Below are 18,357 nucleotides of genomic sequence, written 5' to 3'. Positions count from 1 at the left end.
GTTTGTGTATAAAATAAATAACCCCTGCGCCAATAGTGTAGGGGTTTTTATTTATCAACTATCCATTTAGTGCTGTTAGCGTAGCCTATGCTGAGTGCCCAATAGTAAAGACAAGAAAAATCTTACTTCTTTACTATTTTATTACAACAATTATTATACTCAGCACTGTTTACTTTAAGAAGCGATTGTCCGCGCCAACAATACCGGACAAGTGGCATTGACTCGAACATAGTCAGACAAGGAAGATCCGATAAGTCGATCGATATCAACAAAACTCTTAGCGATCGATGGCCGACGATCTGGAGAACCGAGCAATAATAAGTCTATATTCAACTCTTCAGCCAACCGACAAATTTCTTCACCAGGTTTGCCACTGCTGATATAAGAACGAGATTGGATGCCTTGTTTTTCAGCTTCTGCAACAGCGGCTGCTAAAACTGGATTTTGAGCTGGGTTAACCTTGGTTATTTCCGATTTTTTACCGCCGAAATCTGTACTAATATTTGCCAAAATTAATTCGCCACCTGGAATATCTCGCAGTAAAAACAATGCCAATTTCAAGCAATTTTTTGCTGAATCAGAGTTATCTATTGCCACCATAATTCGCTTAATTCTTTTAACATAAATGTCATCTTTTACCAGCAACATGGGGCGAGAAGATAACTGGAAAACATACTGACTGACTGAGTTTGATAAAATCGATTGCAGCCGCTTCAGTCCGCGCGAACCCATAATAATCAAGTCAGCATCGATTTCATCAGCGACCTGGCAAACCACATCTTTGGGATCGCCTTCACGTAAAATTGAAGAAACTTGGCTAGGATCTAAGTTCAAGGTTTGAATGGCATTCGCCAGAATTTTACCCCCATTTTCCCATTTAGTTGTCATGGTAGCAGCAGCATTTTGTGCTTGAACAACATGCAAAATTGTAACTTTTGCAGATTGAATTGAAGGGATTTCTTTCAGGGTTTTGAGCATTTCTTCTGCGTGTCCCAATCCCGATACAGCCAGCAAAATTCTTCTGATCATTTTACGTAATTTTTGTGAAGTTTACTTTTGTTTTCGCTGTTGGTACTTGGCTCTGGTCGGATTTTCACCACTTTGCTTGACAACCTAGTTAGGAAGTTGGCACAAATAAACTTTGTTTTTTAGTATTTAACACTCAAATAAATGACAAAGGAGAAAAAACTAAACAAATATTTAACTTTATTTGCACTTAGTACTTCAACTCTAAACTAGGCTTCAACTATTCAGCATACTCTTAATTTAGTCTAATGAACTTAATAAATTATGATGTTAGTTATTATTTTTAATCTATGTTTACTTTTATTAATTATAGATAAGTTAAGTATTGCAAATAAATGCCAAAATAACTCTATAGGAAAATTGATTTAGTATAACCTTTAACAGGCGATCGCTTCCCACTTAATATAGTCTACGCTCCTTTTGAGTTTCCCATATTCTCTAGCTTTTTAAACCTTTTGCAGTTTTAGTAACTCAGATAATATTGCTATATCGGAACACCCGCAAAATGTGGGATAACAAGCTCCGAATTCAGATATTCTAATAGTCGAAATTATATTTAATACTATATTGAAACCCCCCAGATTCTATTTGGAGGGTTTGTTTGATTACTTTAGGACTTACGCATCGTACATAAGTACTAAACACAATTTAGGTATTTTAGCCATGTTTTGCATCCAGCGATGTCTACGACGGGCTACGCCTACGCAAATGTCGGAATAAATCAGGGTTATCTGAAGCCTCTGAAAAGACTAAATCCCGTAATACACGTTTTGGTTGATTTGTATAGTGCGTAAGTCCTATACTTGTGAGATTTGCTTAACTTGGATGCGCCCCTGGTTGTCCGTTTTGGACTATAAACGAAGCTAAGGTTTTGACTGAAGCATTCAAGTCAACGATGCTTGATACAACACGATAGTCGCTTTGCCAGCGTTTTGGAGTCAGGTTGCAGCGGACGTATCCTCGGTAAGCACCATCAAAGAACTTAGTATGGGGATTATTAGTTAGAGCAGCTTGAGATGGAGCGATGAATGAGGTGGGAAAGTCAGAGGTGATTGAAGTTCCTACAAACTCAGTGCCTACAGTCGGCGAGTTTGGGTTATTAAAGTCAAGCTTTAGGTCGTGTACCCAACTAGAATGAATATCTCCAGTAATTACCACTGGATTAGAGGGTTGGCGCTGGTTGAGAAAACTCAAAAGCCGATTACGCGCAGCCACGTAACCGTCCCACTGATCCACATTGAAGACACCAACACCTGGATTACTATTGAAATTGTACTCGGCTAGCATGGTCTGTTGAGCAATCACATTCCAGCGCGATCGCGATTGGTCTAACCCTTTTCGTAGCCACTGTTCTTGCTCTGAGCCGGTCATCGTAGCATTTGTATCAAAAGCTTGGGGACAGCGAGGCTTAAGTCCGTCATCACAAGGTTGATTAGTGCGGTATTGCCTCGTGTCTAGCACATTGAACTCAGCTAAATTACCGAAAGTCAACCGCCGATAAAGCAGCGCGTCTGGGCCCTTGGGCAATGAACACAGACGTAAGGGCATGTGTTCGTAGTAAGCCTGGTAAGCACTAGCTCGCCGTTTTTTAAAAGCCTCTTGGGTTTGGTTGTCTTCCGGGATTAAATTGGCGTAGTTGTTGTCAACTTCATGATCGTCCCAAGTCACAATCCAGGGAAAAGCCGCATGAGCAGCTTGCAGATTCGGGTCAGTTTTGTACAAAGCGTGGCGATCGCGATAGTCTTTAAGAGTGATAATTTCTGGACTATTATGCTGGCGCGGCCCACCAGATTGTGGCCCGTATTCGTAGATGTAGTCACCCAGATGAACCACAAGGTCGAGATTTTCCTCAGCTAAATGCCGATAAGCTGTATAGTAGCCATTTTGCCAATCTTGACAGGAGACAAAAGCAAAGTTCAGTTGTTGGGTATAGCTATAAAATGCTGGTGCTGTACGAGTCCGTCCAATGGGGCTAACTTCCTTACCTGCTTGAAATTGATACCAATACCAATGGTCAGGGTTTAGCCCACGGACATCAATGTGGACTGAGTGCGCTAACTCTGGTGTTGCTAGTACTGTTCCTCGCCGCACAACCTGTTTCATGTTTTCATCAAGGGCAACTTGCCACCGCACTGGAACATTTACCAGTGGCATTCCGCCTCCAGAGAGTGGATTTGGAGCCAGTCGTGTCCAGATAACAACACCATCCGGCAAAGGATCGCCAGAGGCAACACCAAGACTGAACGGATAGCTAGAAAACCTGGAGTTAGCCAATACCGGATGCCATTGGCTAGCGATTGTTAACCCCGTTAAAAATCCTGCACCCAACAAAAAATTCCGCCTTCTGCACCGATTTGCTAGGAGGCGTGTGCTATCAATAAGTTCCATATTCACCCCTATTCAGATGTAAATACAGTTGGCATTTAGGAAGGTCAGTTGTGAAAAGCACAAATAATGGCTTGATTTGACTTGTTTCCTAATTGCTGCTCAACCAAACACAAGGAACTTAGCAAACCAGGATCAAGCAGAAATTAAGATTTTGTTAAATTTAAATTTGAATTAGGGAATTGGCACTGGGAGAATTTTGTGGGGAATTTAAACCCACCACCTAAATAGTAAATAATTTATGACAGTTAACAATACAATTTTGGGAGGGATTGAAAGAGTTAAGCACTTGCTAGCTTATGGAAAATTTGAACAAAAAATTGATGCCCTTTTAGATGCTTTTGAGTATGGGGAAGCTGGCTTAGACTTGATTATTCAAGCTTTAGAGAACTCAGAAGTTGATATTCAAGAAGCAGCTTATTGGCTACTTCAAGAAAGTGCAGAGCCAAGAGCTAAACTGGCATTACAGGCATACAACCCCTATTTATTTTTTGAGTATCTTTTTACTATTGAAAGGTATACCGATGAAGTTCGCAGGATAGCTTGTGTAGATATAAGCCAAGAGTTGCAAACCTTAGTTACTTGTAATTATAAAAACATAATTCAAGTGTGGAATATGCAAACAAAACAGGTAATATGCACATTCCAGCCAGAAGCAACGAAGGAATTTCATCAAATCGCGATCGCACCCAACAATCGCGTTTTAGGACTTTGGAATTGTAATGATTATGCTGAAGTGTGGGATCTAAAAACAAAACAAAAAATCTTCACTACACATCGGCGCTCAGATTGGTTTTGGTATATTGCCTTTAGCCCAGATGGTCAATCATTTTTAAATGCTGTTGACGGAGAAATTTTTGAATTGTGGGATATACAAATAGGAGAAATAATTTTCTATATTTCTATGTTTAATCTGGGTCAGAATTTTATCTATTCAAATTCGCAAGTTTTAGTGACTCAAGAACAAAGCTTTGACCAAAAGTATAAAATATGGGATTGGCAAACACAACAAGTAATTTGCACTTTAAGCCTTTCAGGATATATGCCTGTAATTACTGTCAGCCGCGATCGACGCTTTTTACTTAGTGGTAGTCGTGAAAATGGAACCATTAAAGTGTGGAATATTCGGACAGGACATGAACTTTGTAGTCTCACAAGTCATTTATCGTCAATTACTGGTCTTGCAATTAGCTCAGATGGACAGAAACTATTTGTTTGGAGTGGAGACAACACCGTTGAGGTGTGGGAAATTTAATTTTTCACGGTGATTTCAGATAGTTTTACTTCAAAATTCCGAATTACACTGTATAAATTACGAATTATTTAAAACCTGCCATTTCCCTGAACAATGTGCTTAACAGTGGTCAAAGTTTCCAGACTGATAAATCCCCGGCGATGACCTTTTTGATTAGACATGCCGAGAAATACTGAATCTCCCCGCGAGGGGTTACGGGAAAAACGCGGAGAAGTGTTGATGTAGGTAGAGGCACTGTTAACTCCCAAGGCAAACTGCCGACTTTCCTGGTAGGATTCAGTCACGATGGAGTCAGCATGACCACTGCTGTATTCATTAATCCAAGCGATCGCACCCTCTAAGCTATCCACCAGTTTAAAAGCTACTGTCCTCGTTAAATAAGGGTTTCCCCATTCGCCTTCTTTTACCAGCTGCAACTGAGGAAAGGATTGGACTAGTTCTGCATCTCCTTTAATTTCAAAGCCTTTTTCCATCAAGCTGTTCCACAAGACTGCTAAAGATGATGGCAAGGCTTGACGATGAATTAGTACTTTTTCAATGGCGTTGACTTGATCGGGTTCACTTTGATGACTATTAAGAATCATCCAGCGCACCATTTCTAAGCTACTATTGAGCGACCAGTAGAGGTAACAGTTACCCATCGCCGACTTTAAAACTGGGCAAGTTGCCTGTCGGACTACCTGCTGCACTAAGCTAGTACGTCCGTAGGGAATAACTAAATTCACGTACTGGTCTTGGGTGACTAGATCCCGAACAGAAGCCCCATGTTCTGCTGTGATCAGTTCTAGACAGCCAGGAGCTAGGCCAACTTCTGCGATCGCATTTTGCAGTACCTCAGCGATGACCGCGTTGGAATGGCTAGCTTCGGTACTGCCTTTGAGAATTATACAATTACCAGTTTTGATACAAAAACCCGCTGCGATCGCCCCTAAATCGGGAAACGCCTCATAAATAAATCCAATCACTCCCAAGGGCATTAATTGGGTATAACTCTGGGAATCTTCCAGTTGATAATCAGCAGTTCTGACGCGTCGCAGCGGATCTGATAATTCCCCCAACCGTTGTAAAATGTCCACTGTCATCTCTAGCCTTGTGGGAGTCAGCTTCAGCCAGTCCAATATCAATTCAGGCACTGCCATTTCCCGACTAGCCTCTAAATCCAAGGTATTGGCTTCTAGAATGTCGTCAAATGAGCGCTCAATCGCCTTTGCCATTGCCAATACTGCACGACTTCGGTCTGCTCCCTTTGTGAGCGCCAACTTTAGGGAAGCTTGATAGGCTCGTTGGGCACTAGTAATCGGTTCGGGGTGGTCATACAATTCAACAGTCATTGAGTTAACGTCTGTAGGTAAGCCAAACCATTAGTGCTGGTAAGATAGCCAATAGCACCGCCACCATTGCCCAAGCAATAATGCTGGAACCATTTGCCAATCGCAGTGCTAATGGCAGCCATATAATCACTAGCACGAAAATAATCCCCAGCGCTATAGGCAAATAGCTTTCTCCCAAGCGGGGATGGACAACATGCCAACTATTTCCCATCCAACGCCAAGCCCGTTTGTAGGGATAGGTGGTGGAAAGCTGTTCTAGGACATGACCATTATCTTCTACAACAAAGATTTGCTGACAGCGATCGCAACCAAATGCTTCTGTCAGCGTAATCGGAATTAACTGACCCCGGCGACGACAGGGACAGGGGTATTCGGTATTGAAATCGATTTTTTCGGGTTTTTGAGATTGCACAAGCGTTCTAATAACTTGAGCGTGTTTTACACGAACTACGAGAATATAATGCCTTGGTAAACACCTTAAAGGCTTCTGTCTTTATATACATAAAAAGGTGATGCAAACATTGCCCTGATTACCAACAGTAGATGCAGCTAACTTTAAGTATCCTACTAATTGCCACAGTACGGAGTTATCTATTTTTAATCTTTCCCCGTAGTTGGCGATCTTGTTTAAAAATTTCCTTCTCTTCATCTGTCGCTTTCAAGGTAATGTGGTTGCGTTTTTGGGGATTTATTATGCGCATAGGTGGCGACCACTCCTAAAGCCAATCCTTTGGGAAGGCTAGGCTCGTAAACAACACGCATTAACAAACCCGCTAATTTCCCTTTGGGTCACTATATATTACAATCAGTTATCAAGGTTAGACCGGGATTGTCTCCAATCTCTATGCCTTGGAGTTCACAGGCGTTTCCAGAGCAGAAACTGCTAAAACATATTTAGTGTCTAACTCTTTGTCCAAATATATAGATTGTGGCTAATTTTAACCGATCTGTCCACATTCGGAGCAGTTCACAAGAGTGCAGAGGTAATCTACGAACACTTCAACGCACCCTAAAAACACTAAACCTCTTAGAATTGTTAAATTCAAGAGGTTTTAGTTGGAAGCGGGTAACGCGATTCGAACGCGCGACATTCACCTTGGCAAGGTGACGCTCTACCACTGAGCTATACCCGCGATCATCACCCGAATACCAATATCTCAGATTTATCTGTAATTGTCAACCCCTTAATTTAGTCATTGGTCATTGGTCATTAGTCATTAGTCATTGGTCATTCGTCATTGGTCATTGGTCATTAGTCATTGGTCATTCGTCATTAATGAATAACAAAGGACAAATGACTAATGACGGACTAGCTGAGTTCTTCTGACTCGACAGTTAAATTGCTAACGCTGGCACTTGGAAAAGAAGGTGGCAGAGACTGGCTACTACGAGAATATGGCTCTGCTAGGTTAGAACGCAGTTGTCGCATCAGGCTAGCCATTTCTAAAGCATTCAGGGCGTAATCCCAGCCATGATTACCTTTTATGCCTGCCCGTTCTAGGGCTTGCTGCATAGTATCTACTGTCAAAATGCCAAAAATGACTGGCACCCCAGTTTGAAAGCTAGCGGCAGCAATGCCTTTAGAAACCTCTGAGGATACGTAATCAAAATGGGGTGTTTGTCCTCGAATCACTGCGCCAAGACAAATTACAGCATCATAACGATGGGAAAGTGCTAATTGGCGAGCTACTAAAGGTACCTCAAAACTTCCCGGAACCCAAACATAGTCCACCTGATTACCTTGGGGGTTAGGGTCTACACCGTGGCGTTTTAAACAATCTTGACATCCCTCTAGCAGCTTTCCGGTAACGAGGTCATTGAATCGACCAATCACCACTGCAAACCGCAAAGGCTCCGTTTGGGTAAAAGTTCCCTCGAAAACTGCCATGACTGCCTCTTTATCAACTATACTTCTGGCCAATATACATTTCTTATTTAAATGTAGAGGAGCAGGAAAGCGCGGTCAAAATTAAGTTAGTAGGAAAAAGAAAAAATCCCTTGTTTCCCTTAACCTTTGACCTAGGCTTTTCTGCCCCTCTATTTCTTATATTATGTGCCTGCGCCAGAGCGAAGCCGTCGCCTACACGACAAAAAAGTTTAACAAACCAACTAAAAACACCAAACCAATCCAGACCCCAGAACCAAGCCAGAGCAGTTTTTTAGATTCATTCCAGTTTTGGGGAGTGGCATAAGCAACCGGAACGCCTACAACGAGGACAAAAGACAACACTACTAGACCGATCAAGGCAAATTGGAATATTATGGTCATTTTTGCTTCTCCCAATACAGCGAAATACTAAGGATAGAATATCCTAAAGGGCGACACTGACACTTTCTTATTATTTTTAAGCTAGCAGAAATTGCAACATTTTTGTCATTTGTCCTTTGTCTAAACACCAATGACTAATGACTAATGACTCTTAACTATGGATTTAATTCTTTGCCACACAACAGCAGATTTTGACGCATTAGGAGCAGCAGTAGGGTTGACGCGCCTACTATCGGGAAGCAAGATTGTGCTACCTGGCGGCTCTCATCCTACTGTACGGGATTTTTTAGCATTGCATCGGGATGAATATCCACTGATTGAACGCCGTTCGGTGAATCCAGAAAAAATTCGCTCTCTGACCGTGGTGGATACACAGCAACGCGATCGCTTGGGTAAAGCTGCCCAGTGGTTTGATTTACCTACTGTAAGAGAGATTATAGTTTATGACCATCACTTAGGACAAGAATCAGATATTTCTGCCACGCGATCGCATATTGACTCAGTAGGAGCCACCACAACTTTAATCGTCGAGCAATTGCAACAACAGGAAATTTCCTTGACTGCTGCCGAAGCAACTGTGATGGCTTTGGGTATCCACGTTGACACTGGCTCTTTGACATATGACCAGTCCACACCACGAGATGCTTTAGCTTTGGCTTGGTTGATGCAACAAGGGGCTAGTTTATCAGTAATTTCCACCTACCGTGACCCCGGATTATCTCCGCAATTGCAGCAGCTATTAACTGAATCTCTGGAAAGTTTAGAATATGTCTGTGTACATGGATATACGGTTGCTTGGGTAACTTTGAAAACTGAGGCTTTTGTACCAGGGCTATCGAGCCTAGCTTCGGAACTTGTGGAATTAACCGAAATTGATGCCCTACTGCTGGCTAATGAGTATCCTTTAGGTGAAGAGGATTCACGGTTAACTGTAATTGGGCGATCGCAAATTCCCAAAACGAATCTTAACCTATTATTCCAACTCTTGGGTGGCGGCGGTCATTCGCAAGCCGCATCGCTAAATCTCAGGGGAGTTGATTCGCAAGCAATATTAAAACAACTCCTTGACGGGATAAAAGCACAAATTCCCCATCCCCTCACTGCTAGGGATTTGATGTCTTCTCCTGTCCGCACGATTCTGCCTGAAACCACAATTGCCGAAGCCCAGCGCATTTTATTACGCTATGGACACTCTGGTTTATTCGTAGTTGATACTCAAGGGCAACTAGTAGGTATTATTTCGCGGCGGGATATTGATATCGCCTTACACCACGGATTTAGTCATGCGCCAGTCAAGGGCTACATGACCAAGAATCTCAAAACGATTACACCAGATACGACATTGCCACAAATTGAGTCGCTGATGGTGACTTATGATATCGGACGCTTACCAGTATTGGAAAATGGGCAGTTAATGGGCATTGTGACGCGTACTGATGTCTTGCGGGAATTACATCAAGAAAGGGATGAAGACCAAGAGGGACAAAAATTCAAAATTCAAAATGACGCTCACGGACTCGCTAACGCTGCGCTAACAAAATCTAAAATTCCTCTCAGCACTGAATTGCAAAATCGCCTTGCTCCCCAACTGTGGCAATTACTCACTACAGCATCGCAAGAGGCAGAAAAACGGGGTTGGCATCTTTATCTAGTGGGCGGTGCGGTGCGGGATTTGCTATTAACAGAAGCAGTAGCGGGCACTTTGATGATTAAAGATATCGATCTTGTGGTTGATGGCTTTCATAAATCAGCAGATGTCGGTGCTGGTGTGGAATTAGCCAAGGCACTCCAACAACTTTACCCTACGGCTCGCTTAGAAATCCACGGGGCTTTTCAAACTGCGGCTTTGCTGTGGCACAAAGACCCAGAATTAGATTCTTTATGGGTAGATATTGCCACCGCTAGAACAGAATTCTATCCTTATCCAGCCGCAAATCCAGAAGTTGAGGCGAGTTCTATTCGTCAAGATTTGTATCGCCGAGATTTTACCATCAACGCCCTCGCCTTGCGCCTGACTTCTCCTCGGACTGGTGAATTACTCGATTTTTTTGGTGGATTACTAGATTTACAAGCTAAACAAATTCGGGTTTTACACGCCAACAGCTTTATCGAAGACCCCACCCGCATTTTTCGTGGCGTGCGCTTTGCCGTGCGCTTCGGATTTCAGATAGAATCGCAAACTGAAGAGTTTATCCGCTATGCCATCAACAGTGGTGTTTACGATCGCACTGCTCAAGAGAATAGCAGAACTCCAGCCCTGCAAACTCGACTGAAAACAGAACTAAAACATATCCTAGAAGCCCCCTACTGGAAATCGGCTTTGCAGTTGCTAGATAACTTAGAGGCATTGCAATGCATCCATCCTAGCCTGAAGCTAGATGTGGAAGTCCTACGACAATTACGTTTGCTAGAACGCTGTTTGCGGCGATTTGACCCACAACCAACCCTCATTCATTGGGAAATGCGTTTAGAAACGTTAATCGCCCATCTAACACCAGAATATCGGGCAAAAGTGGCAAAAAATCTGCAATTGCAAGAAGATGGCATTAAACGCTTGCAAAACTTGGTTTGTGCTCAAACTGAAGTAATGGAATCTTTGCCTAAGTGCCAAAGTCCTAGTCAAGTAGTACAGTTATTGCGACAGTATGATTTACCAATGCTGATTTTAATTGCTGTGCAAAGTTTGCGATCGCTTAGACATCAGATTTGGGAATATTTAACTGTTTGGGCTAATGTGCAGCCACTACTGAATGGCAATGATTTAAAGAAACTGGGTTACAAACCAGGGCCTCAATATCGACAAATATTAGATGATATGCTTGCAGCTACCTTGGATGGAGTAATTAAAGATAAGACTGAAGCTAAGGAGTTTTTAGCACAACACTATCCTAAATGAAATAGCTCTGGTCTAAATTGTATCTGGATTGATATTTAACTCCCGCAGTTTTGCTGCTAAACGTTCAGCTTTTTGTTCGGCTTGTTCAGCTTTTTGTTCAGCTTGTTCAGCCTTTTGTTCGGCTTGTTCAGCTTTTTGCTGTACCTGTTCTGCCGTTTCTTCTGGCGTTGGTACTAGTTGTCCATCTCGTGTAAAAAACCGCAATAAACCTTCATAAACTCCTAAGTATAACCCTAGCTGATGACTCCACAAATACCCTTCTTCACTTGCTTGTAGAGGTTGATATTCTCCATCTATTAAATGAAATCCCGCAAATTCTTGTGTGTAAGGGTCGAACCAAAAATAGTCGGGTGTGCGGAAAGTATCTTGATAAATTGTTTTCTTTAAACCTTTGTCAGTATTAGCTGTTGAGTTAGATAAAATTTCTAGAATTACATTCGGATATTTACCATCTTCTTCCCAGACTACCCAACTTTTGCGGGTTTTACGTTCAGTTCCCAGCACAACAAAAAAGTCTGGCCCCCGGAAGTATTCTGATTTGCGTTGGCGCGGACTGTAGTAGATAGTCAGATTTCCCGCCGCATAGAAATCATTTCTATCTCGCCACAACCATTCCAGACAGGTTAAAAGTAAAATTATTTGCCGTAAATGCAGTTCGCTTTCCAAGGGAGGTTCGTCACTATATAAATCACCAGGGGGAAATATAATATCTTGGCAGATGCCTTCTTGAGAATCTAATTCTTGAGCAATGGTCATAGAATGGATATGGCATCAAGTAGTTATAAATTTACTTTAGCAGTTTTGTAGTTAGCGGTCGCCTAGCGTACCGTAGGTAATCGCCTATTTGTAGGGTAAGGGTAAATAAACTATTCTGTCTTGATATTCATCGTCTTCTGATGCCAAAGCAACTATTATGAGTTCTTCTATATTTTCACCAATACTTAAATTTTGATTGAGGATAAAAATTCCTGGTACGTGACGATTAACAGTAATATGTTCAGCTAAATGTACTGGCATAGAAGTTCAGTTGTTTGTCACTAATATAAAATTATTATTCTCACACCAACACAGGATTTCTGGATCGAGTGTACTTTTTGGTGGAGTTCTTGATTCTCCTACCACTTCGATCGCAATATCAGGTTCTCGTAGTCTAATTTGATTTGGATATATAGGATTGACATTTTCATCAATCAGATATTGCAGTATCATGCTTGCTGTTTAGCTTGTCTTTGAATTCGGAGTTGGCGCAGTTTTTCTGACACTGGCGGGGGATTAAGCCTCTGTTGTTCTCGCATTCTATAACCGTGTTCTATCCAGTTTTTGATGTAAGCACTGACATTTTCTTTGTTTTGCAAATAATAAAGAATTGTTGCATATACTTGCTCTAAAGATATTGTTTGATAATTTTGGGCAATTTCTTCTGGAGAACGTCCACAATCAATGTATTCATAAAGAATTGTTTCAATACCGATTCTTGAGTCTTTCAGTCTAATGTCTTCAGAAGAGAGAAAGTTGAAATACTCTGCGATATGCTTGGTAGACATAGATTGACCTATATTCATAGTTAGTTATTATATATAGTAATCTTTTTGCTCAAGCGATAAGCTTGACGGCATAGCGATCGCTTACCGCACTACATTAAGGCTTGGGAAAAAAAGGCTTCGCATTCTTAAGTTAGACACAAAAAAAGAGAGTGCGATCTTATCTTTGTCACAAACAAGACTAGATCCCCGACTTCTTAAACAAGTCGGGCATCTGTTTGATTACAGTTTAATTAAAGTTCTTCATACTGGCGATATTTAGTAATTAATCTACGTCTTTTTAGGGGTGAAAAAAGCAGCATGGAAAGTGCGGATAAACTGGTTACTGTTAGTGCTAACAAAATAAATTGATTTAGAAAGCTTGCTATTATCCTAGTTCCTACAGTAGCTCCAAATCCTAATGTTAGTAGTATTAGTACTGTTGTAAATGAGTCTTCAGCCAAATTTATAACCCAATCCCTAGCCCAACCCACAGCCTCACCCACAGCCCAACCCGCAACCAAACCCACAACCCAACCCATAAACCAACCCACAAACCAACCCACAGTCCCAACCACAACCACACCCACATCCCTACCCATAAACGCACCCACAAGAGTATTTAAGACAAAATCAAACTGCTGTAAGTCTTTCTAGTAGGGCTGGGGAGTGTGGAAATAGAAAAAGCGATCGCATTCTCACTTTCCGAAATACCTTAGTGCTACACTGTAGTCAATATCAAACCTCATCACAACTCCAATGAGATAGCACAAATGAAGTAGTACCAAACACCTGTTGCACTAAAGCAACAAATGTCAACGAAGAATAAACGCAACTAGTTTGACAGGGTTACTTCACATAGTCATGCACTAAAAATATTGTCATCATTCCTATCTATATAGAACCGTTTGACGATTGTCTGCGGCTGAGTTTTTTTTGTGTCTAATTTACCCGTAAATTTTGGAAATATGCGGGTGGAAGTTTGCGAATTGAGGTTTGAGAATAATGCCGAAAAAATCAATATTGTTAGCTGAGAATTTAGCCTATGACCTCAGCGTAGATAGAACTTTGTTTCAAGGAGTTCATGTGAATATCGACGCGGGCGATCGCATTGCTTTGGTTGGTCGCAACGGGGTAGGAAAATCAACACTTTTCAAGATACTTGCAGGTCAAATTAACCGATATACAGGTTCAGTTTGCTGTAATGGTATTGTCTATTATTTGCCACAAATCAGCACTATCAGACAAGAAATTACAGCAGATACAGTACTTAATTTTTTGATTTCTATCTCTGATGAATGGTGGAAGATTGAGGATATTTTGCAAACACAATTCCACACCAAAGTTGACTTATCTTTACCAATTGCTAACTTGAGTGGTGGAGAACTTACTAAACTGTTTTTGGCGATCGGTTTAGCTCAAAAGCCAAACTTGTTATTGCTCGATGAACCAACTAATCACATGGATTTGCAAGCATTAGAAAGCTTAAGACAGTTTCTTTTGAATTTCACAGGTGCGTATGTAATTGTCTCTCACAAGCCTTTTTTCTTAGACCAAGTAACAGAAGTAACCTGGGAACTTACACCTGTTGGTTTGAAAGTATATGGAGGTAATTTTTCTCATTATCGACAACAGAAAGAAATAGAGTTAGAAGCAGCATTGCGATCGCACGAAGTTGCCAGAAAGGAACTCAAACGTACCCAAATCACAGCGATGCAAGAACAGCAACGCGCAGCCCAATCTAGTCGCAACGGTCGCGCCAAGTTTCTGAATGGTAGTATTGATAGAATGGCAGCAGGACTGATTAAAACCAAAGCTGAGGTGTCTACCGGAACTGCGAAAAAGAAACATGAAGCAGCAGTAGCAAAGGCTAATCAAAAGGTTACACAGACGAAGGTCAAAACTACCAAAGTAACGAGTATTCAGCTAGAAGAAAAAAATCAAAAACGCCGAAATCTAATTAATATCCAGGGTGCAAATCTTAGGATATCAGAGCGTCTATTGATTCAAAATATTCAACTGCATATATCATCTGGCGATCGCATAGCCATTATCGGTGCAAACGGTTCTGGTAAATCGAGTCTGGTAAAGGCAATTTTGGGAATGGAAAACCAAACAGCGGTTTTAGAATCAGGTGAGGTTTTGCTCACACCAGCGATGAAAGCTGTATATCTCGATCAAACCTACGAATTGGTAAATCGCCAATACACAATTCTAGAAAATATGCAAGCTGCCAATCCCGATCTCAGCTATCAGCATTTACGTCAACAACTGGGACACTTTCTCTTTAAATATGATGACGTTCACAAAAGCGCCTCTGTACTGAGTGGAGGTGAATTAGCAAGATTAGCGATCGCTATGATTAGTATCTCAGAAATCGATCTACTGATTCTCGATGAACCAACTAATAACTTAGATATTGAAACTGTTGAACAAATAGTAATAGGTATCAATGATTACCAAGGAGCGCTTTGGGTAATTTCCCACGATATAGATTTTCTCAGCCAGATTAACATTACCCAAGGTTTCAAGTTGAGGGAACAAACTTTGCAAATGACAACTTATTTACCAAGTACACCAGAGCAATATTATCGAGAGTTGCTGGAATACAATCAATAAAGCGATCGCCTTATGTAAATTTCTAGTAAATTTCTACCTCAACAACAGAAGCCGTAAAGCATACAGGCAAGTTATAATTCTCTTGCGGTGCAACGTAACAAAAATTTATGAGTAACCCCCTTGTACAAGCCTTTTTCGTAGGCAGAGCGGTAGCAGAAGTAGTTAATGAGCGTTTAGAGGTCGCCTTGACCGATGCTTTGAGCGATCTGGGCAAATTTGATGCAGAAGCTAGAGAGCAACTGCGCCAATTTACAGAAGAAGTTTTAGAGCGAGCAAATCGGGCAGCAGAAGCAGCTAATGCCAGTCAACCTACCCCAGGTACTGGGCAAGCCAGTTCTGATTCAGGTGACTTGCAAGCAGAGATTGATGAATTACGAGCTGAAATTGCCCTGTTACGAACAGAATTGCAACATTATCGTAGAACTTCTGCATAAATTTTAGTCATTGGTCATTGGTCATTAGTCATTAGGCTAAGAATTATGCACAAATGACAAAGGACAAAGGACAAATGACACTTAAGAAAGAATAGTTTAGGAATCAGAGTGTCTTTTCTTCCAAGTGATTCGATCGCAAACCAACGGTAAACAAAGTATATGGAACAAGGTTATTCAGAGAAGGCATACCGTTGGAATCGGGAAAAATACTCTAGCAAACGGCGTTTTGTGGACATTTGGTCTTTTGTCTTGACCTTACTGTTCAAACTTTGGCTATACAACAAATCTTGGAGTTATCCGGGAGGTGTGACTGATGTCAAGCAAGCTGCAAGACGCAAAACCCAAGCAGTCTGGATTCGCAATACTCTATTGGATTTAGGGCCAACCTTCATCAAAGTTGGGCAACTGTTTTCTACCCGTGCTGATATATTCCCTGGTGAATATGTAGAAGAACTAGCCAAGTTACAAGACAAAGTACCGGCATTTAGCTATGAGCAAGTAGAAGCGATCGTTGAGAAAGAACTAGGCAAGAAAATTCCTGAACTTTTCCATAATTTTGAACCTATTCCCTTAGCTGCTGCTAGCTTGGGGCAAGTACACAAAGCTATACTACATACTGGAGAATCAGTTGTTGTTAAGGTGCAACGTCCTGGGCTAAAGAAGTTATTTGAAATAGATTTACAGATTCTCAAAGGAATTACCCGCTACTTTCAAAACCATCCCAAATGGGGACGTGGACGAGATTGGTTGGGTATTTACGAAGAATGTTGTCGCATTCTTTGGGAAGAAATTGATTATCTTAACGAAGGTCGTAACGCCGATACTTTTCGCCGGAACTTTCGCGGCTACGATTGGGTGAGCGTCCCCAGAATATACTGGCGTTATGCTACTTCCAGAGTGCTGACTTTGGAATATCTCCCTGGAATTAAAATTAGCCAATATGAAGCTTTAGAAGCAGCAGGTTTAGATCGAAAAGCGATCGCTCGTCAAGGTGCTCAAGCCTACTTACTACAATTGCTCAATAGTGGCTTTTTCCACGCCGATCCTCATCCAGGCAATATTGCCGTTAGTGCAAATGGTGCTTTGATATTCTACGATTTCGGCATGATGGGGCGGATTAAGTCCAACATCCGCGAAGGATTGATGCAAACACTGTTTGGTATTGCCCAAAAAGATGGCGATCGTGTTGTGCAATCTTTAATAAATTTAGGTGCGATCGCCCCAACTGATGATATGGGCCCAGTACGGCGTTCCGTCCAGTATATGCTGGATCATTTTATGGATAAGCCCTTTGAGAACCAATCAGTTGCAGCAATCAGTGACGACCTTTACGAAATAGCTTATAATCAGCCATTTAGATTTCCAGCAACTTTCACTTTCGTGATGCGAGCCTTTTCTACTTTAGAAGGGGTAGGTAAAGGCTTAGATCCAGAGTTTAACTTTATGGAAGTTGCCAAACCTTATGCAATGCAACTTATGACCGATATGAATGGTTCTGAGGGGAATAGCTTTCTTAACGAATTAAGTCGTCAAGCAGCTCAGGTAAGTAGTACCGCCTTTGGTCTACCACGTAGATTAGAGGATACACTAGAGAAGCTAGAGCAAGGAGATATGCGCTTGCGCGTTCGGTCTATAGAAACTGAACGCCTGCTGCGACGACAGAGCAGTATTCAGCTCTCAATAAGCTATGCTCTGTTAATCAGCGGTTTCACGCTTTCAGCTACTATTTTAGTGGTTAAGGATTATGTATGGTTAGCACTGCTGCCTGCTTTAATTGCAGCTGCGCTTTCAGCGATCACGATCCGATTACTTTTACGCCTCGACCGTTACGATCGTATGTATTAATTGTTGCAAAAAATTTATGAAACTTAATTTCACGGGTTTTAGCGATCCGGGACTTATTCGTTCTAATAATCAGGATGCTTACTATATAGACCCAGAAGGACGATTTTTCGTTGTTGCCGATGGTATGGGTGGTCATGCCGGAGGTGAAGAGGCAAGTCGGATTGCTACTGAAGAAATTCAGGCGTATTTGGTAGCAAATTGGGAAACTTCTAAGTCTTCTCAAGAATTACTAGAGCAAGCTTTGTGGGGTGCCAATGAAGCGATTTTGCAGGATCAGCAAAATCATCCCGAACGCGCCGATATGGGGACAACTGTTGTAGCAGTAATTTTTCGCTCCCCAGAGTCGCCTTGGTGCGCTCATGTTGGCGATTCGCGGCTGTATCGCTTCCGCGAGTCGCACTTAGAACAGGTGACGGAAGACCACACTTGGGTAGCACGAGCAATCAAAATCGGTGACATCACCTTAGATGAAGCACGATTACATCCTTTTCGCCATGTATTATCGCGTTGTTTAGGGCGTGAAGACTTGCATCAAATTGATGTACAACCACTAGATGTAAAAGTTGGCGATCGCTTGCTGTTATGTAGTGATGGTCTTACAGAAGAACTTGTCGAGCAGAAGATTGCTAACTGCCTCCAAAATAGTCCTTGGCTTGATAAAGCCGCCATCTCTCTTGTTGAGGCTGCCAAAGAGCATGGAGGGCACGATAACATCACAGTTGTCATCGTCTCGCTTGAAGAAAATAGTCATTAGTCATTAGTCATTAGTCATTGGTC

At 41.8% G+C, this 18,357-nt stretch carries 17 protein-coding genes and 1 tRNA gene; 6 read left to right on the top strand and 12 right to left on the bottom strand.

What is annotated here, in order from left to right; all coding sequences use genetic code 11:
- Window positions 1-174: 174 nt before the first annotated feature.
- Window positions 175-1,029, bottom strand: a complete 855-nt coding sequence (locus RMY64_RS16680) for a universal stress protein (RefSeq protein ID WP_322670314.1) — start codon at window positions 1,027-1,029, stop codon at window positions 175-177.
- 813 nt (window positions 1,030-1,842) lie between these two features.
- On the bottom strand, window positions 1,843-3,414 hold the full coding sequence (locus tag RMY64_RS16675; protein ID WP_322700632.1) for an alkaline phosphatase: 1,572 nt from the start codon (window positions 3,412-3,414) through the stop codon (window positions 1,843-1,845).
- A gap of 238 nt (window positions 3,415-3,652) precedes the next feature.
- Between RMY64_RS16675 and RMY64_RS16670 the strand changes: the two genes are divergently transcribed.
- The gene (locus RMY64_RS16670; RefSeq protein ID WP_322700631.1) at window positions 3,653-4,666 is read left to right on the top strand and encodes a hypothetical protein; all 1,014 of its coding nucleotides are present in this window, start codon (window positions 3,653-3,655) and stop codon (window positions 4,664-4,666) included.
- Between the two features lie 68 nt (window positions 4,667-4,734).
- Here RMY64_RS16670 and RMY64_RS16665 read toward each other — a convergent pair whose 3' ends face one another.
- From RMY64_RS16665 to psbZ, 5 genes are all read right to left on the bottom strand, one after another.
- Entirely contained in the window at window positions 4,735-5,997 is a 1,263-nt protein-coding gene (locus RMY64_RS16665; RefSeq protein WP_322670311.1) for a glutamate-5-semialdehyde dehydrogenase, read from the bottom strand.
- Between the two features lie 4 nt (window positions 5,998-6,001).
- On the bottom strand, window positions 6,002-6,409 hold the full coding sequence (locus tag RMY64_RS16660; protein WP_094348002.1) for a hypothetical protein: 408 nt from the start codon (window positions 6,407-6,409) through the stop codon (window positions 6,002-6,004).
- A 649-nt stretch (window positions 6,410-7,058) separates the two neighbouring features.
- Window positions 7,059-7,130, bottom strand: a tRNA-Gly gene (locus tag RMY64_RS16655).
- Window positions 7,131-7,306: 176 nt separating this feature from the next.
- Window positions 7,307-7,885, bottom strand: a complete 579-nt coding sequence (gene ribH / locus RMY64_RS16650) for a 6,7-dimethyl-8-ribityllumazine synthase (protein ID WP_322670310.1) — start codon at window positions 7,883-7,885, stop codon at window positions 7,307-7,309.
- Window positions 7,886-8,077: 192 nt separating this feature from the next.
- Window positions 8,078-8,266 (bottom strand): photosystem II reaction center protein PsbZ, encoded by a 189-nt coding sequence (psbZ, locus tag RMY64_RS16645; protein ID WP_322670309.1) that lies wholly within the window; start codon window positions 8,264-8,266, stop codon window positions 8,078-8,080.
- Window positions 8,267-8,423: 157 nt separating this feature from the next.
- On the opposite strand from psbZ, the gene RMY64_RS16640 reads away from it, so the two are divergent.
- Window positions 8,424-11,162 carry a CBS domain-containing protein gene (locus RMY64_RS16640; RefSeq protein WP_322700630.1) on the top strand — a complete coding sequence of 913 codons (2,739 nt, stop codon included), beginning with the start codon at window positions 8,424-8,426 and terminating at the stop codon, window positions 11,160-11,162.
- 12 nt (window positions 11,163-11,174) lie between these two features.
- On the opposite strand, the gene RMY64_RS16635 is transcribed toward RMY64_RS16640, so the two are convergent.
- The 5 genes from RMY64_RS16635 to RMY64_RS16615 form a co-directional block, all read right to left on the bottom strand.
- Window positions 11,175-11,918 (bottom strand): Uma2 family endonuclease, encoded by a 744-nt coding sequence (locus RMY64_RS16635; RefSeq protein WP_322688391.1) that lies wholly within the window; start codon window positions 11,916-11,918, stop codon window positions 11,175-11,177.
- Window positions 11,919-12,002: 84 nt separating this feature from the next.
- Window positions 12,003-12,179: a hypothetical protein gene (locus RMY64_RS16630; RefSeq protein WP_322700629.1), complete on the bottom strand. Its 177-nt coding sequence runs from the start codon at window positions 12,177-12,179 to the stop codon at window positions 12,003-12,005.
- 6 nt (window positions 12,180-12,185) lie between these two features.
- Window positions 12,186-12,371: a DUF5615 family PIN-like protein gene (locus RMY64_RS16625; protein ID WP_322700628.1), complete on the bottom strand. Its 186-nt coding sequence runs from the start codon at window positions 12,369-12,371 to the stop codon at window positions 12,186-12,188.
- The gene (locus RMY64_RS16620) at window positions 12,368-12,706 is read right to left on the bottom strand and encodes a DUF433 domain-containing protein (RefSeq protein ID WP_322700627.1); all 339 of its coding nucleotides are present in this window, start codon (window positions 12,704-12,706) and stop codon (window positions 12,368-12,370) included. The genes RMY64_RS16625 and RMY64_RS16620 overlap by 4 nt, the downstream gene beginning before the upstream one ends.
- Window positions 12,707-12,936: 230 nt before the next feature.
- Entirely contained in the window at window positions 12,937-13,284 is a 348-nt protein-coding gene (locus RMY64_RS16615; protein ID WP_322700626.1) for a hypothetical protein, read from the bottom strand.
- Between the two features lie 403 nt (window positions 13,285-13,687).
- On the opposite strand from RMY64_RS16615, the gene abc-f reads away from it, so the two are divergent.
- The 4 genes from abc-f (at window position 13,688) to RMY64_RS16595 (ending at window position 18,334) form a co-directional block, all read left to right on the top strand.
- The gene (abc-f, locus tag RMY64_RS16610; RefSeq protein WP_322688395.1) at window positions 13,688-15,301 is read left to right on the top strand and encodes a ribosomal protection-like ABC-F family protein; all 1,614 of its coding nucleotides are present in this window, start codon (window positions 13,688-13,690) and stop codon (window positions 15,299-15,301) included.
- Window positions 15,302-15,408: 107 nt separating this feature from the next.
- Window positions 15,409-15,735, top strand: a complete 327-nt coding sequence (locus tag RMY64_RS16605; protein ID WP_322670301.1) for a DUF6825 family protein — start codon at window positions 15,409-15,411, stop codon at window positions 15,733-15,735.
- Window positions 15,736-15,894: 159 nt separating this feature from the next.
- Window positions 15,895-17,580: an AarF/ABC1/UbiB kinase family protein gene (locus RMY64_RS16600; RefSeq protein WP_322670300.1), complete on the top strand. Its 1,686-nt coding sequence runs from the start codon at window positions 15,895-15,897 to the stop codon at window positions 17,578-17,580.
- 16 nt (window positions 17,581-17,596) lie between these two features.
- Window positions 17,597-18,334, top strand: coding sequence for a Stp1/IreP family PP2C-type Ser/Thr phosphatase (locus RMY64_RS16595; RefSeq protein ID WP_322688396.1), 738 nt, complete (start codon window positions 17,597-17,599; stop codon window positions 18,332-18,334).
- Window positions 18,335-18,357 lie beyond the last annotated feature (23 nt).

Source organism: Nostoc sp. DedQUE08 (assembly GCF_034530895.1).
Lineage (GTDB): Bacteria > Cyanobacteriota > Cyanobacteriia > Cyanobacteriales > Nostocaceae > Nostoc.
This window is presented reverse-complemented; position numbering and strand designations above follow the sequence as displayed.

Excerpts from the sequence above, each read along its gene's own strand:
- RMY64_RS16630 (WP_322700629.1), bottom strand. The coding sequence starts at position 12,179 with ATGCCAGTACATTTAGCTGAACATATTACTGTTAATCGTCACGTACCA.
- RMY64_RS16625 (WP_322700628.1), bottom strand. The coding sequence starts at position 12,371 with ATGATACTGCAATATCTGATTGATGAAAATGTCAATCCTATATATCCA.
- abc-f (WP_322688395.1), top strand. The coding sequence starts at position 13,688 with ATGCCGAAAAAATCAATATTGTTAGCTGAGAATTTAGCCTATGACCTC.
- psbZ (WP_322670309.1), bottom strand. The coding sequence starts at position 8,266 with ATGACCATAATATTCCAATTTGCCTTGATCGGTCTAGTAGTGTTGTCT.
- ribH (WP_322670310.1), bottom strand. The coding sequence starts at position 7,885 with ATGGCAGTTTTCGAGGGAACTTTTACCCAAACGGAGCCTTTGCGGTTT.
- RMY64_RS16595 (WP_322688396.1), top strand. The coding sequence starts at position 17,597 with ATGAAACTTAATTTCACGGGTTTTAGCGATCCGGGACTTATTCGTTCT.
- RMY64_RS16665 (WP_322670311.1), bottom strand. The coding sequence starts at position 5,997 with ATGACTGTTGAATTGTATGACCACCCCGAACCGATTACTAGTGCCCAA.
- RMY64_RS16620 (WP_322700627.1), bottom strand. The coding sequence starts at position 12,706 with ATGTCTACCAAGCATATCGCAGAGTATTTCAACTTTCTCTCTTCTGAA.
- RMY64_RS16615 (WP_322700626.1), bottom strand. The coding sequence starts at position 13,284 with ATGGGTAGGGATGTGGGTGTGGTTGTGGTTGGGACTGTGGGTTGGTTT.
- RMY64_RS16635 (WP_322688391.1), bottom strand. The coding sequence starts at position 11,918 with ATGACCATTGCTCAAGAATTAGATTCTCAAGAAGGCATCTGCCAAGAT.
- RMY64_RS16640 (WP_322700630.1), top strand. The coding sequence starts at position 8,424 with ATGGATTTAATTCTTTGCCACACAACAGCAGATTTTGACGCATTAGGA.
- RMY64_RS16600 (WP_322670300.1), top strand. The coding sequence starts at position 15,895 with ATGGAACAAGGTTATTCAGAGAAGGCATACCGTTGGAATCGGGAAAAA.
- RMY64_RS16680 (WP_322670314.1), bottom strand. The coding sequence starts at position 1,029 with ATGATCAGAAGAATTTTGCTGGCTGTATCGGGATTGGGACACGCAGAA.
- RMY64_RS16675 (WP_322700632.1), bottom strand. The coding sequence starts at position 3,414 with ATGGAACTTATTGATAGCACACGCCTCCTAGCAAATCGGTGCAGAAGG.
- RMY64_RS16605 (WP_322670301.1), top strand. The coding sequence starts at position 15,409 with ATGAGTAACCCCCTTGTACAAGCCTTTTTCGTAGGCAGAGCGGTAGCA.
- RMY64_RS16670 (WP_322700631.1), top strand. The coding sequence starts at position 3,653 with ATGACAGTTAACAATACAATTTTGGGAGGGATTGAAAGAGTTAAGCAC.